Annotated in this window: 12 protein-coding genes, 1 tRNA gene and 1 pseudogene; all 14 read right to left on the bottom strand. The window is 58.8% G+C overall.

What is annotated here, in order from left to right; all coding sequences use genetic code 11:
• Positions 1 to 210, bottom strand: a pseudogene (locus AC1DH9_RS14135) (S9 family peptidase); the annotation flags it as partial.
• Positions 176 to 1,351, bottom strand: coding sequence for a pyrroloquinoline quinone biosynthesis protein PqqE (gene pqqE, locus AC1DH9_RS14140; protein ID WP_427545635.1), 1,176 nt, complete (start codon positions 1,349 to 1,351; stop codon positions 176 to 178). The pseudogene AC1DH9_RS14135 and the gene pqqE, both read right to left, overlap by 35 nt.
• Complete coding sequence (pqqD, locus tag AC1DH9_RS14145; RefSeq protein ID WP_427545637.1) at positions 1,323 to 1,598, bottom strand: pyrroloquinoline quinone biosynthesis peptide chaperone PqqD; 276 nt, start codon at positions 1,596 to 1,598, stop codon at positions 1,323 to 1,325. Before pqqD ends, pqqE begins: the two co-directional genes overlap by 29 nt.
• Positions 1,595 to 2,347, bottom strand: a complete 753-nt coding sequence (pqqC, locus tag AC1DH9_RS14150; protein ID WP_103315901.1) for a pyrroloquinoline-quinone synthase PqqC — start codon at positions 2,345 to 2,347, stop codon at positions 1,595 to 1,597. Before pqqC ends, pqqD begins: the two co-directional genes overlap by 4 nt.
• Positions 2,348 to 2,500: 153 nt before the next feature.
• A complete protein-coding gene (gene pqqB / locus AC1DH9_RS14155) occupies positions 2,501 to 3,412 on the bottom strand; it encodes a pyrroloquinoline quinone biosynthesis protein PqqB (RefSeq protein ID WP_477808319.1) in 912 nt (303 codons plus the stop codon).
• 85 nt (positions 3,413 to 3,497) lie between these two features.
• Positions 3,498 to 3,572, bottom strand: a complete 75-nt coding sequence (gene pqqA / locus AC1DH9_RS14160) for a pyrroloquinoline quinone precursor peptide PqqA (protein ID WP_003194766.1) — start codon at positions 3,570 to 3,572, stop codon at positions 3,498 to 3,500.
• Between the two features lie 138 nt (positions 3,573 to 3,710).
• A complete protein-coding gene (pqqF, locus tag AC1DH9_RS14165; RefSeq protein ID WP_427545641.1) occupies positions 3,711 to 6,194 on the bottom strand; it encodes a pyrroloquinoline quinone biosynthesis protein PqqF in 2,484 nt (827 codons plus the stop codon).
• A 42-nt stretch (positions 6,195 to 6,236) separates the two neighbouring features.
• Positions 6,237 to 7,037 carry a carbon-nitrogen hydrolase family protein gene (locus tag AC1DH9_RS14170; RefSeq protein WP_427545643.1) on the bottom strand — a complete coding sequence of 267 codons (801 nt, stop codon included), beginning with the start codon at positions 7,035 to 7,037 and terminating at the stop codon, positions 6,237 to 6,239.
• A 12-nt stretch (positions 7,038 to 7,049) separates the two neighbouring features.
• Positions 7,050 to 8,732, bottom strand: a complete 1,683-nt coding sequence (locus AC1DH9_RS14175; protein WP_427545645.1) for a flavin monoamine oxidase family protein — start codon at positions 8,730 to 8,732, stop codon at positions 7,050 to 7,052.
• Positions 8,733 to 8,872: 140 nt separating this feature from the next.
• Complete coding sequence (locus AC1DH9_RS14180; protein ID WP_477808320.1) at positions 8,873 to 9,202, bottom strand: Lrp/AsnC family transcriptional regulator; 330 nt, start codon at positions 9,200 to 9,202, stop codon at positions 8,873 to 8,875.
• A gap of 108 nt (positions 9,203 to 9,310) precedes the next feature.
• Positions 9,311 to 10,123: a lipopolysaccharide biosynthesis protein gene (locus tag AC1DH9_RS14185; RefSeq protein ID WP_427545649.1), complete on the bottom strand. Its 813-nt coding sequence runs from the start codon at positions 10,121 to 10,123 to the stop codon at positions 9,311 to 9,313.
• A 385-nt stretch (positions 10,124 to 10,508) separates the two neighbouring features.
• Positions 10,509 to 10,585: transfer RNA gene (locus AC1DH9_RS14190), tRNA-Ile, on the bottom strand.
• A gap of 15 nt (positions 10,586 to 10,600) precedes the next feature.
• Positions 10,601 to 14,344, bottom strand: a complete 3,744-nt coding sequence (locus tag AC1DH9_RS14195; protein WP_477808321.1) for a bifunctional diguanylate cyclase/phosphodiesterase — start codon at positions 14,342 to 14,344, stop codon at positions 10,601 to 10,603.
• Between the two features lie 124 nt (positions 14,345 to 14,468).
• On the bottom strand, positions 14,469 to 14,704 hold a 236-nt coding region (locus tag AC1DH9_RS14200; protein WP_477808322.1), incomplete at its 5' end, for a sigma-70 family RNA polymerase sigma factor.

Genomic DNA, 14,704 nt, shown 5'->3' on the forward strand with positions numbered 1-14,704 from the left:
ACTGCGCGCGCTGAACCCCGGCGGGGTCAGGCAATGGGCGGTGTTGTCGCGCCAGTGCCAGATTCGGCAAGCGCCATCTTCGGGACGGTACTCATTCCAGAACAAACCTTGAGCGCCAACGGACAAATCAGTGAAATCGACACCGGCCTCTACGGCTTTGAGTGCGCTCAAGGGTTCAGCTTTTAACGATGAGGCGTGAGTTTCGTTCATTGCGAAAGGCCAATTGTTCGATGGTCTGGGTAGCGTGCTCGGCTTCTTCGCGGGCCTTGAGGATCACGCCGTGATGTTCCGACTTGCTGCACACCGGGTCGGCATTGCTCGCGTCACCCGTGAGCATGAAGGCCTGGCAACGGCAGCCGCCGAAGTCCTTTTCTTTCTCGTCACAGGATCGGCACGGCTCGGGCATCCAGTCGTAACCGCGAAAGCGGTTGAAGCCGAACGAGTCGTACCAGATGTGCTGCATGCTGTGATCGCGCACGTTCGGGAATTGCACTGGCATCTGTCGTGCGCCATGGCAAGGCAGGGCGGTGCCGTCCGGAGTCACGGTCAGGAAAATGCTGCCCCAGCCATTCATGCAGGCCTTGGGGCGCTCCTCGTAGTAGTCCGGGGTGACAAAGATCAGCTTGCACGGGTGACCTTCGGCTTCGAGTTTGGCCCGGTATTCGTTGGTGATGCGCTCGGCGCGCACCAGCTGTTCCCTGGTCGGCAGCAAGCCGACGCGGTTGAGCTGGGCCCAGCCGTAGAACTGGCAGGTGGCGAGCTCGACGAAGTCGGCCTCAAGGGCAATGCACAGCTCGATGATGCGGTCGATCTTGTCGATATTGTGCCGATGGGTTACGAAGTTCAGCACCATCGGGTAGCCGTGGGCTTTCACTGCACGGGCCATTTCCAGCTTCTGGGCGAAGGCTTTTTTCGAACCGGCCAACAAGTTATTCACCTGTTCATCGCTGGCCTGGAAACTGATCTGGATGTGATCGAGACCGGCCTTCTTGAAGTCGCTGATTTTCTGCTCGGTGAGACCAATCCCCGAGGTGATCAGGTTGGTGTAGAAGCCCAGTTTTCGAGCCTCGGCGATCAGCTCGGCGAGGTCCTGGCGCACCAGCGGTTCGCCGCCAGAGAAACCCAGCTGCGCCGCGCCCATTTCCCGTGCCTCGCGAAACACCTTGAGCCACTGCTCGGTGCTGAGTTCTTTGCCTTGTTCGGCGAAGTCCAGCGGGTTTGAGCAGTAGGGGCATTGCAGCGGGCAACGGTAGGTCAGCTCGGCGAGTAGCCACAGCGGCAGGCCGATCTCGGGTTTGGGCGGCAATGGCAGCGCCTCTGATTCAGGCAAGCTCGATCCAGTGCTCTGCACGGGCGACCTCCATGAATTGCTCGATGTCGTCACCGAGCTCGGGTACGCCGGGGAACTGGGCGTCCAGTTCGGCAATGATCGCCGCGACGTCACGCTCACCGTCGATCAGGCCACCAATCAGCGCGGCGCTTTCGTTGAGTTTGATCATGCCTTCCGGGTASAGCAGCACATGGCCTTTTTGCGCCGGTTCGTACTGGAAGCGGTAGCCGGGACGCCAGCGCGGGGTCTTGCTGCGGTCGAAACTCATAAGGCGATCCCTTTATGCCAGACCCGTTGCTCGGTCACGCTGTGATAAGGCGGGCGGTTCAGTTCATAAGCCATGCTCATGGCGTCAAGCATGCTCCAAAGGATGTCCAGTTTGAACTGGAGAATTTCCAGCATGCGCTGCTGGCCTTCATACGTGGTGTAGTGCTGCAGGGTGATCGCCAGACCGTGCTCGACATCGCGCCGTGCCTGACCCAGCCGGGTGCGGAAATACTCATAACCGGCCGGATCGATCCACGGGTAATGCTGCGGCCAACTGTCCAGGCGCGATTGGTGGATTTGCGGTGCGAACAGTTCGGTCAGCGAGCTGCTGGCGGCTTCCTGCCAATTGGCCCGGCGGGCGAAGTTGACGTAGGCATCCACCGCGAAACGCACGCCGGGCAACACCAGTTCCTGGGAACGCAGTTGGTCCGGGTCCAGGCCAACGGCTTGGCCGAGGCGCAACCAGGCTTCGATACCACCGTCCTCACCGGGCGCGCCGTCGTGGTCGAGCAGGCGTTGAATCCACTCGCGACGGACTTCACGGTCCGGGCAGTTGGCCAGAATCGCAGCGTCCTTGAGCGGGATATTCACCTGATAGTAGAAACGGTTGGCGACCCAGCCCTGGATCTGCTCGCGGGTCGCCCGGCCTTCGTACATCGCCACGTGATACGGGTGATGGATGTGGTAGTAGGCGCCCTTCGCCCGAAGCGCCTGTTCGAACTCGGCGGGGGAGAGTGGTGTGTCAGTCATTTCGGTTCTCCGGGGGAACAACCGTAGATATGGGGTGTTGTTGCCGACCTCATCGCGAGCAGGCTCGCTCCCACAGTAGACCTGCTGTGCACAGAAAGTCGGGTCCGATTCGGACCCCTGTGGGAGCGAGCCTGCTCGCGAAGGGGCCATTTCTTACAACTCGATACTCATGCCATCGTAGGCCACTTCAACATTGCGTCGAACCAGTTCGGCGCGCTCGGCCGAGTCCTCATCGAGAATCGGGTTGGTGTTGTTGATGTGGATAAGTACTTTGCGCTGCTGTGGCAGTTGTTCCAGCACTTCGAGCATGCCGCCGGGGCCGTTCTGTGCCAGATGACCCATCTCCCGGCCGGTGCGGGTGCCGACGCCACGGCGCTGCATTTCATCGTCGTCCCACAGCGTGCCGTCCACGAGCAAGCAATCGCTGCCCGCCATGATCTCCAGCAATGGCGCATCGACCTTGCCCAACCCTGGCGCATAGAACAACTTGCCGCCCGTTTGCAGGTCTTCGACGATCAACCCGATGTTGTCGCCCGGGTGTGGATCGAAGCGATGCGGCGAGTAGGGCGGTGCGGCGCTACGCAGTGGCAATGGGGTAAAACGCAGGTTCGGGCAGGYCGGGACGCTGAAGCTCTGGTCGAGCTCGATGCGGTTCCAGTTCAACCCGCCATTCCAGTGGGTGAGCATGGTGAACAGCGGGAAGCCGGTGCTGAGGTCTTCATGGACCATGTCGGTGCACCAGACCTGATGCGGGCAGCCTTCGCGCAGGCTCAACAGGCCGGTGGTGTGGTCGATCTGGCTGTCCATCAGGATGATTGCACTGATGCCGGTGTCACGCAGGGCGCGGCCCGGTTGCATCGGGGCGAAGTTCTGGAGCTGCGCGCGAATGTCCGGCGAGGCGTTGCACAGGACCCAGTTCACGCCGTCATCGGAAATCGCGATAGACGACTGGGTACGCGCCTCGGCCCGCAGGCTACCGTCGCGAAAACCTGCGCAGTTCACGCAGTTGCAGTTCCACTGCGGGAAACCACCGCCGGCGGCGGAACCTAGAATCTGGACAAACATGGTTGCTCCATCACTTCAACGCTAAAAATAAAAACGCCCCGGACGGGCCGAGGCGTTGTACCGCATGTTCTACCCAAGGGCAGTATCAACGGCTGGCGAAGTACATGGTGACTTCAAAGCCGATACGCAGGTCGGTGTAAGCAGGTTTGGACCAAGTCATAAAAAACGTTCCTTCAGGCTCGTGAGAAAATTCACTCTATACCTATAGTCCACCTCCTGCAGGAGATGTCCAGAGGCTTGCCAGGCTATGTTACTGAAACGTTTCTGCAAATTGGAGACATCTCTCGAAGAAAGCCCATTACAGCCCAGGTAATGATCGGACTGTCGGTTGCCAGGTGCCATCCGGGCAGGTATCGGTAGCCAAGCATCGGCGGCCACCTGCTGCATGTATCAAGTGCCTTGCTGCGTCGAGCAAAGCTGCGCGATCCAACAACCAAACGGCCTGTTGCAACTGCGACAGGTAATCCGACGAATGGCCGCCCAGTTTGCCCTGCCACAGCAGTTCAAAGGCCTGGGCAAGCGGCATGGCATTGCCGTCGAGTTGTTCGGCCAGGGTCTGGCGTTGATTGATCAAGGACGCTTCATCAAGCGTCGAGATGAGTTCGGGCAGTTGCTTCAGGAAGGCTTCGATGTGTTCGAGAATCTCTTTCACCGACGCGTTCGGTGATTGCACGCCGAACAGCAGCCCGGTTTGTCCGTTGATCTGACGGACACCGCTGAACACCGCGTAGCCCAATTGCAGTTCGACCCGCAGACGTTGATAGAACGGTGTTTGGCAGAGTTGCGCCAGCAGGCGCCATGCGGCTTCGTCAGTCAGTTCCTGAGTGGGCGTCGGACAAAACAGCAGCAGCGCATGCTCGTTGGTGTTGCTCGGTACTTCGCTCCAGAGGTGCTGGCCGGCAATGGAGACGGGCGCGGTCATCTCGCTGACGGGAATGCCAGGCACGCGGCTCAAGGCGCGGGTGATCGCTGTTTGAACGGTCGCCGGTAGACCTGCGGCCAATCCATCCCAGCGAGCAGTGGCCCAGAATTGCTGTAGGGCATCAGCTCCGGCAGGCTGCGATGTCGGCTGCGAATCCTGTCTCAGGCAATGTGCCGGCAACACCTTAAGCAATTGCCGGATCGCGATCAGCGGCGCTGGCGATTCGGTATTGAGCCAGGCATCGGCGACGGGTTTCATCAGACACAGCAGCGCCTGTTCGAGAATCGCCGGCATCGGCTCATGCCGTCCGCTGATTTTCAGCAACCATTGATTGCCCGTTTCGCTGAAGGACAGCTCGACGCCCGCCTGACTGGCGTCATCGCGCAGGCCTTGCAGACTACGGGCCAGTGTCGGTTGAAGATTGGCTGGTGGTGCGGACTCGAGGCGCCAACGCAGGCAAACCGCCGCTTCGCCGCTATCGTCCGCCAGTGCCGGGCTGAACTGCATGGGTGAGCGTTCACGGCGACTGCGCGTGCGATCCTGGGCAAACGTGCGCAAGCCGCGATGAGCGCTGGTTTGTCCACGGATCAAACCGGCTGGTGCTGGCGCTTCGGCCGAACGCAGGAGYGGATTGGAGGGTGGCAGTTGCCAGACGACATTCAAGTTATCCACAGGTGTCGGATTCATCTGCTGCAAGATCGCCTTGAGGGCAATCACACCCGACTCTGAGAGTTCTGGCTCCAACTTCTCGCTATCCAGTCGGGCGAGCGTCAAGGCGTTGCTGGCCTGACGTTTTTGCTGTTGCAACAGGGCATATTCTTCGCGCAGTTCAGACCAATCAGCATGGTCGGCGAAAAAGCTCAGCCAATCGCCGAGCAGTTCGCTGATTATCCCGGTCTGCGTTGCGGCACTGGCCGTCAGGTTGAACTCGACCTGCAGCAGCGCTTGCCCGGCGAAATGGTACAGCGGCGCCGCCTTCAGGCTGTCGATCAATTGGCGATGGCGTAACTCGGCAAACAAACCTCCCGGTTTCGACGCATTCAGCCAGGTGCAGAGAAAATCCAGTGCTTCACGGGATGCGTTCGGCAAGGCTTCGAATGCAAATAGCAGATTGAGTCGGCGTTCGTCAGCCTGTTGATAACTTCTGTTTGCCGTTGTCATCAGCGCGGGTGGGGCGCTTTGCGGTTGCTGCTCACCGACGGCGAAGTCGCTGCTCAAGCGCTCGGCCAGGCTACGCAATTCATCCACAGACTGCGGACCGGCGAGGCTCAGAGTTATTTGACCGGTCTGGTAGAAACGCTGATAGAACGTGCTTAGGGCCTGTTGAAACTCAGGCTGCTGCACTGCGAGGCTGTCGCGATTGCCGGCATGGAAACCGCGCAATGGATGATCTGGCGAAAGCCCGCTGAACAATGCGACCTGTCGTTGCGCTTCAGCATCTTGAGACCAGGCAATGAATTCAGCTTCCAGTACTTCCCGTTCACGCAACTGATCGTCCGGATTCAGACGCGGGTGGGCGAGCATGTCGCACAAACGCTCAAGCCCTCCGGCGAAGGCCTGAGGCGGCAGTTCGAAGAAGAAGTCGGTGGTGCGCTCGCGGGTGCTGGCGTTCAGTTGCCCGCCGTGACGTTGCACGTAGGCCATCAAGCCATCGTCAGCAGGAAAGCGTTCGGTGCCGAGAAAGAACAAGTGTTCAAGAAAGTGCGCCAGCCCAGGCCAGGCCAGCGGCGCATCGTGGCTGCCGGCGGCAACCCGTAAAGCCGCGGCGCAGCGTTTCAAACCGGGCGCATGACGAAGTGAAACCCGCAGGCCGTTGGCCAGGGTTTCGATGTGAGGGATAAGGTGGGTCGGCGCAGGCATGAGCACTTCCGCTACTTAAGAAGTGCTCATGCTAGCGAAAACCTAGGGCCTGCGCTTGTTCAGCTCGCCGTAGAGCTCTGGCCGACGATCGAGAAAGTAGCGATTGGCGTTGCGAGAGTTGAGCATCAACTGCCGATCCAGCGTACCAATGATCAGCGCTTCATCCAGGCCGGCCTGGGCGATGCGACTGCCATTCGGTGCGGCGATGCTGCTTTGACCGCAGTAGTGGATCTCGCCTTCGTGCCCACAGTAATTGGCATACGCCACGTAACATTGGTTCTCGAAGGCCCGCGAACGCACGGTGACATCGGCGATGAAGTCGTAGGGAATCATGTTCGCCGTCGGCACCAGAATCAGCTCGGCGCCGGCCAGCGCCAGGCGCCGGGCGTTTTCCGGAAACTCCAGGTCGTAGCAGATCAAAAAGCCCAGCTTCCAGCCATTGAGCTCCACCAATGGAAACTCATCCGGCCCAACGCTGAACATCGAATGATCGAGTTCGCCGAACAGATGAGTCTTGCGGTAGTTGGCCAGACGCTGGCCCCGGCTATCGATCAACTGCACGGCGTTATAGATCTGCCCGTCCTCGGCGCGCTCCGGGTAGCCATACACAATGGCGATACCGGAGGCCTTGGTGATGCTCGCAATGTACTGCGCTGAAGTACCGTCTTGCGCCTCGGCCAATGCGCCAACTGCTTCGGCACCGATGTTGTAGCCGGTCAGGAACATCTCCGGAAACACCAGCAGATCGGCGCCTTTGGCCTCCGTCGCGAGTTTTTGCAGGCGTTGCAGATTGCCGGCAACGTCGAGCGGTAGCGGCGGGCATTGGTAGAGAGCTACGCGCATTTCGGACTCCTCTTACTCGGGCAGGGCAATCGGGCCGATGTCATGAAACACGTCGCCCGGGCCTGGGTTTTCGACGTGGGTTGTACCGCCGAAGTGATTCATGATGCCCCATACCGCGTTGAGCGAGGTCTGTACCGCGCCTTCGACCCACGCCGGTGTCCACGAGACGTCGTCGCCAGCGATAAAAATCCCACGCTGTTCGGCGGGCATGTCTTGTTGCATGAAGTGTGCGTACATCCGCTGGTTGTAGCGATAGTGGCCGGGCAGGGCGCCTTTGAATGCACCGAGGAAGTGCGGGTCGGCTTCCCAAGACACGGTAATCGGGTCGCCGATGATGCGCGCGGCGATGTCGACTTTCGGATAGATCTTCTTCAGGGCATCCAGTGCCAGCTTCACGCGTTTCTCGATCGGTTGCGGAAGCATTTTCAACGCGTCGCTCATCCACGAATATGACAGGCAAATCACGCCTGGCTTGTCGTCGCCGTTATCGAAGAGGTAGGTGCCGCGAGTCAGACGGTCGGTCAAGGTCATGCTCATCAGGTCGCGACCGGTTTCCGGGTCTTTGTCTTTCCAGAACGGCCGGTCGACCATCACAAAGGTTTTCGACGATTGCATGTACCGGGTGCGGTCCAGGGCCATCCACATTTTTTGCGAGAACAGCGACTCTTCGCACTCGATCTGAGTGGTCAGCAGCCAGCTCTGGCAGGTGGTCAGCACAGCGGCGTATTCGCGGGTGTCACCCCAGTTATCGGTCACGCTGAAACGGCCATCCGCGGCGCGCGCGATGCGTTTGACCCCGGTGCGTGGCGCACCGTTGTGCAGCGAGCTAAGGCTGGTGCCTTCCGGCCAGTGAGCGCAGCGCTCGGGCACATGGCGCCAGATGCCCAGCGGCACCTGTTCCACACCGCCGACTACCAGGTGTTGGTGGTCGTCGCAGTTGGTCATGACGACGCGGAAGATTTCCAGCATCGAGTTCGGGAAGTCCGAGTCCCAGCCGCCGGTGCCGAAACCGACCTGGCCAAACACTTCGCGGTGATGGAACGACAGCTTGGCGAAGGCTTTGGAGGTGGCGACGAAGTCGTAGAAGGTCCGGTCATCCCACAGCGGAACAAGGGTGTTCCACAGTTCTTTGAGGCGTGGCACATCGCGGTCGCGTATCGCTTGCTGGATCTCGCCAAAGCGTGAGCCGTCTTCCAGTGCATCCGCCCAGGCGTCGGCCACTTCCTGGAACAGTGCAGGAAGGTCGGCGAGTTTCTGTGCGTAATGGGTCTGTCCTTCCAGGTCGATGACGGTGCTTCCGGAAGCTGGGGTCAACGGGTTAGGGAAAGGCTTGGTCTCAAGACCGAGCTTGTCGACATAGTGATAGAACGCAGTGGACGACACCGGGAAACGCATGCCGCCCAACTCGGCGATGATCCCTTCAGCGCCTTCGAACGCCTGGGAGCGCAAGCGGCCGCCCATTTTCGACGCTTCGTACACAACCGGCTTGAGGCCCAGTTTCATCAGCTCGTAAGCGGCCACCAGACCTGCGATACCTGCGCCGACAATCGCCACTTCTGCACCGTGGTTGTGCGCAGGAATACTGCCTAAGCCAGCCGGGTGCTCGATCCAGTCGTCAAAGGCGAATGGAAAGTCCGGGCCGAAAATGGTGACTGGTTTTTTACCGTCTGCAGGATGGCGATTGTTCTTGTTCATGGCTGACCTTACTGGCGACTCRCACTCGGTGCTGAGTATAGGAAAAGACTGTCGCCATTCTAGGGAGCGTAGAGCACGTTAATAAGACGCAATGTGTCGTCGTTCTGCATGTTGTTTGTGCAATGTGACGAGCTGATCGATCAAACTGGCTGGCCGCGGTCAATCTTGCTGCTGAGGATGATCGAAGTGGTGGTTTTTTCTACGCCGTCGACGCTACCGATCTGGCGCGGTTGCACGGTTATCCCGACATAAGCCTGCAAGCCGCCATCGACCACCCGTTGCCCGAGCCGCACGCCGTAGCCGGTAATGACTCGGGATTTTTCCAGCCGCGCCAGGCGTGACGTCACCGTGGTGCGTGCAATCCCCAATTGCCGGGCGAGCATGGCCACGCTTTCACGGGCATTAATCTGCAAGGCCGCGATCAGTTGGCGGTCGATTTCGTCGAGGATGGGAGGGCGGGTATCAGGCAAGGTCATCTCCGGCGGCACATTTCGGTGGGCGAGCATGTTACCGATGGGTGAGCCGTAAAGGGTTGTGCGATGGGGCGGTTTAAACGCGAAACGCGTGCATGGTGCGGGTCATTTGACCAAGGCCCTGACCTCTTGAATCTTTATATTGGGTATCACGCTGTCGGGGATTCTAGAGTTGCCAGAGAGGTTGTAGACCGAGAAGTGCTTGTTCATGACCTTTTTCGACATCAACTTCAATGACGGAAGAATTCGGGTGTGGAAATGTTGATCGAGTTCACACGGGGATATGCGACTGTCAGCTGTTTCATAGAACCGACCGCTGGATTGTTGTAAGTCCACTCCGACCAGGATCACCTTGGTGAAACCGGCATGGTAGGCAAGTTGTAGAGCAAGATAAGCCACGGTGCGGGAGTCAAAAAAGCCATCGCTGAGGTTTTTGCTAAACCCGATGCTCTTTCTTCGGTGGCCAAAAATAGAACGACTGCGTACGAGATCGTTGTTCTTTTTGAAGATCGAATCGACCCAGGATTGTTTAGCTGCCGGCTTTAGCGCGTATAGCTTGCCGTGAGCTCGAATGCTGTTTCGCCGGATGTACTCCTCCCACAAGGCGACTCGCTGGCTAATCTGCATCGCGTGCGAAAATAATTCAGGCTGCTGAGTCGGGAAGCTCATGTCCGTACAAACGTAGAAAAACGGCTGGATCGCGGTGCCCTCGAAAAGTGCGACCGCCCCGTTCATTGTGATCATCGGAACATGAGCGAATTCTTCAATGGGAAAGTCTTTGGCGGAACTGCCGGAGGCAATAATGAAAACAGTTCCTGTTTCGATGTTGTGACACTCATTGAACCCGTTCACATGACTAAGTTTGTTATCGATCATGAAATATTTTTCGCTTGCGTTCATCAGGTGTCCGTTGGTCATGCCAATGGCATCGATTGTTTATTCTTGTCGGTGGTTGGAGTCGATACCGAATTTCAAGATATCTGATAGCGCGTCATTCGTCATGGGGCGTCGATGTGGCCTGATGAGCGCTCGATATCGAATGTGGGTCAGTAAAGGGGCTCGAATACCAAGCCCGACACACTCGTGCGACGTGGATTTTCTATCGATCCGACCGATAACCTGCTACTTGCGCCAAGGCGCGAACTCAAAAATGCACAAGACATTGCGCTGGGTATGCATGGGCTCATGCAAGCGTGAACTGTAGACGTTTTTTTCGCCAAATGCATGGCGTAAATGCCATGGGCTTTGTGTACCGGACTTCTTGTGGGTACAAAAAAGCCGCGCAGTGCGCGGCTTTCGAGTTTGGTGGGCCCACACGGACTTGAACCGTGGACCAAAGGATTATGAGTCCTCTGCTCTAACCAACTGAGCTATAGGCCCTCAGTAGGCCGCGGATTATAGCGATGGTTTCCCGGCTGTGCTATCCGAAAAGTCTGAAACTGCGATACGAAGAAAGGTTGCAGCGAATTCGTCGGCGGGTAGAGGCAGGCTGACGATGTAGCCCTGGATCTGTTCGCAACCCTCTGCAGTCAGGAATTGCTGCTGCGCGTGGGTTTCAACACCTTCGGCAATGATCGTGAATTGCATGCTGCGGCCCAGGGCAATGATTGCGCGGACGATGGCGGCATCGTGTGGGTCGTCCGGCAGTCCGCGGACAAAGGACTGGTCAATTTTCAGGAAATCCAGCGGCAAGCGTTTAAGGTAGCTCAGCGAGGAATAACCGGTGCCGAAGTCGTCGATGGCCAACTGCACGCCCAGGCGTTTGAGCTGATGCAGGACTTCAAGTGCCTCTTCGGCCTGGCTCATGATGAAGTTTTCGGTGATTTCCAGTTGCAGGAAGCCCGGTTTGAGGCGGTTGTCCTTGAGCAATTGTTCGATGCGGACCAGCAGGTTCGGCTGGCGTAGTTGCGCTCCGGCCAGGTTGACTGACAGCGGGCCGAAACTTTCATAGCGCTGGTTCCACTCGTACATCTGCAGGCAGGCCTGTTCCAGTACCCAGTCACCGATTTGCAGGATCATGCCGTTTTCTTCGGCCAGCGGGATGAAGTGCTCGGGCGGCACATCGCCGAAGGCTGGATGCCGCCAGCGGATCAGGGCTTCGGCACCTACCAGGCGCGGATGGGTGAGGCTCACTTTGGGTTGATAGAACAGCGTCAGCTCATTGCGCTCGATAGCGCGGCGCAACTCATGCTCCAGTGCCACGCGTTCGCTGGCCTGTGCGGTCAGGTCGCGGGTATAGCTTTCAACCCGGTTGCGACCTTTGGCTTTGGAGCGGTACATCGCAGCATCGGCGTTTTTGATCAGCGTGGCGACGTCGCTGCCGTCCTTGGGGTAGAGGCTGGTGCCGATGCTGGCACTGATGAAGAAYTCGTGCTCGCCAGCCTGGAAGGGCGCTGTGAAGCAGTTCAGCAGCTTGTTGGCAATATGGTCGGCGTCGCTGGCTTGTTGCAGGCCCGGTAGCAGGATGATGAATTCGTCACCGCCCAGCCGCGCCACGGTATCGATGTCCCGAAGTTGCTCTTTGAGCCGCACCGCGATGCCTTTGAGCAGCAGGTCGCCAACCGGATGACCCAGGCTGTCGTTGATGTGCTTGAAGCGATCGAGGTCCAGAAACAGTACGGCGCCCTGACCACCGTTTTCCTGCTGGTGGTTGAGTGCGGTCAGCAGCCGGCTTTCGAACAGCGTCCGGTTCGGCAGGCCCGTCAACGGATCGTGGTGAGCTTGATAGTCGAGTTTGGCCTGGGCGTGCTTGAGGCTGGAGATATCGGCAAATACCGCGACGAAGTGGGTGATGAAGCGGTCTTTATTGCGCACCGCGCTGATGGTCAGCCAACTGGGGTACAGCTCGCCATTCTTGCGGCGGTTGGAAATTTCGCCCTGCCAATGCCCTTCGGCGGTCAGTTGATGCCACATTGCCGCGTAGAAGGCGCTGTCATGCAGGCCTGAGGCGAGCAGCCTTGGGGTATGGCCCAGGSCTTCGGTTTCGCTGTAGCCGGTGATCTCGGTAAACGCGCGGTTGACGGCACTGATGTGCTGTTGGGTGTCGGTGATCAATACGCCTTCTGCGGTGCTCTCGAATACCGTGGCAGCCTGTTGCAGTTTTTCCTGCATCAGATGCCGCTCGGTGATATCCCGGGCGATGGTCAGCATGCAATCGTCATMGCCAATCGGCAGCGGCCGGCTGGACATCTCGCAGAGACGGATCTGCCCATCGTTGCGGCGTATATGGCAACTGAAGTCACGCACGAAGCCGTCGCGTTTCAACAGGTCGAGCATCTGCCTGCGTTCATTCAGGTTGACCCAGATGCCGAGGTCGAAGGTCGAGCGGTCCAGCGACATCGCGCTGTTGAAGCCGGTGATGCGGCTGAAGCCTTCGTTGACCTCGATCAGCAGGCCGTCGCTCACGCGTGACAGCAACAAGCCGTCAGGGGACGCATGGAAGGCTTTGGCAAATTTCTCTTCAGAGGTTTGCAGTTGTTGTTGGGTTTCCTTGAGCTGGCTGATGTCACGCACTACCACGACCAGTGCCGGGGTGGTGTCGAGCTGGAAGGGTTCGGCGGAGATCAGGCCGGTGAACACCTGGCCATTACTGCGACGAAAGGGCATCTCCAGATTGCGAATACTGCCGGCTTGCAAGCGCTGCAAGAGTCCGGGGCCGACACCGGCGATGCCCCAGATGTTCAGTTCGGTGGCGGTCCGTCCGATCACTTCTCCGGCAGAGAGGCCAATTTGCTCTTCGAACGCCTCGTTGACCTCCAGCAGGCAACCGTCGGACAGGCGTGCAATGACCAGAATGTCAGGGCATTGCTGGAATACCGAGGCAAACTTCTGCTCGGAGAGGCGCAAGGCTTCTTCGGTTCTTTTGGCTTCACTGATGTCGATCATCAGCCCGCGCAGTATTGGCTCGTGGCCGTGCTCTATCAGGCTGACGATGTCGCGTACCCAGAGGCAGCGTCCATCGGCAGTGATCACCCGGTAATCGAGGCTGTAATCGCGTCCGGCAAGTACTTCGTGATCGCAAAATGCCTGGGCGCGTGTGAGGTCGGCGGGGTGGATGATGTTGCGCCAGAAACCCGGAATCAGCCAATGGGACAGGGGGTAGCCGAGCAGGCCTTCGGCATGGGGAGATACGTAGCTGTACGTAAAATCGCTGATTCGCGCTTCCCAGGCTATTGCCGAAAGGCTCTCCACCAGGCCGCGGTAATGGTATTCGCTGGTGCGCAGCTCCTGTTCCAGGGCTACCCGACGGGAAATTTCCGAGCTCAAGCGGCGATTGATGCGGATTACCACGGCCAGAACGGTCACCAGCAGCAGTACGCCGGGCAAGCCGTACATCAGCAGGTCGGACCAGATGGTGCGGTGGTCGAGGACATTCCCAACCCAATGCTCCTGGATGGCGCTGATTTCACCGGGGCTCATGTCCGCCAGTACTTTATCCAGAATCCCGACCAGCATTTTGTTGTCTCGCGGTACGCCCATCGCCAATTGGTAGCGATACGGTGTTTCGCCGCTGACATAGAGCCCGTCGAGTTTGAGTTGGCGAAGGCTCCAGACGCTTGAGGCCAGATCGCCGACTACCGCGTCCACCTCGTCGGTGGCCAGTGCCTGCAAGGTCGAGCTGACATTGGGCATAGGGACCAGATTGAGGTCAGGATGGTGGGTGCGCAGCAGTTCATGGGGGGCGTAGTTTTCCACGACGGCGACTTTCAGGCCGTAAAGGTCTTCCAGCTTGTGCGGCTGTGCACCTTTCACATGGGCGAGGATGACGATTGGAAAGTCCAGATAGGGCCGCGTGAACGCGAGGTAACTCTGCCGTTCGGGCGTCGACATGACGCCGGGCAAGAGGTCCAGCTTGCCCTGTTTGGCCTGTTTCAGGACTTCGGTCCAGCTCACAGGCTCAATGGGTGTGACTTTGATTGCCAGGCGATCACGCACGATGTTGATGTAGTCAGCGGCAAGGCCTTGGTATCGGCCTTGTTCATCGCGAAATTCAAACGGTGGCCAGGAAGCGTCGACACCCAGGCGCAGTTCCGGGTGAGCCGCAAGCCAGACACGTTCTTCGTCGGTCAGAGTCAGCGCGCCAGCCGTTGTGGTCCAGGTCATCAGCGATAGCAAAAGCACGGCCGGCAGTCTGGGCATAACGGTCTCGTTATGGCTTGGGAGGGGAATGTTTCGAGTGTAGACGGGCTATGCGGAGGGAGCGAAGCGAAGGGGATTTAATCTATAGAAAGCAAAACCCCCGGCAGGGCCGGGGGTTTTGTGATCACTCGTCGAGGAAGGAGCGCAAATGCTCGCTTCTCGTCGGGTGGCGCAGCTTGCGCAGCGCTTTGGCTTCGATCTGACGAATCCGTTCACGGGTAACGTCGAACTGTTTACCAACCTCCTCGAGGGTGTGGTCGGTATTCATGTCGATACCGAAGCGCATGCGCAGAACCTTGGCTTCACGGGCAGTGAGGCCGGAGAGAACTTCGCGAGTCGCTTCTTTAAGGCTCTCAACGG

The organism is Pseudomonas sp. 05T35 (genome assembly GCF_056396605.1).

What these genes read in the sequence shown, in the direction of transcription:
- AC1DH9_RS14175 (WP_427545645.1), bottom strand. Translation starts at nt 8,732, where the DNA reads ATGAACAAGAACAATCGCCATCCTGCAGACGGTAAAAAACCAGTCACC.
- AC1DH9_RS14170 (WP_427545643.1), bottom strand. Translation starts at nt 7,037, where the DNA reads ATGCGCGTAGCTCTCTACCAATGCCCGCCGCTACCGCTCGACGTTGCC.
- AC1DH9_RS14185 (WP_427545649.1), bottom strand. Translation starts at nt 10,123, where the DNA reads ATGACCAACGGACACCTGATGAACGCAAGCGAAAAATATTTCATGATC.
- pqqC (WP_103315901.1), bottom strand. Translation starts at nt 2,347, where the DNA reads ATGACTGACACACCACTCTCCCCCGCCGAGTTCGAACAGGCGCTTCGG.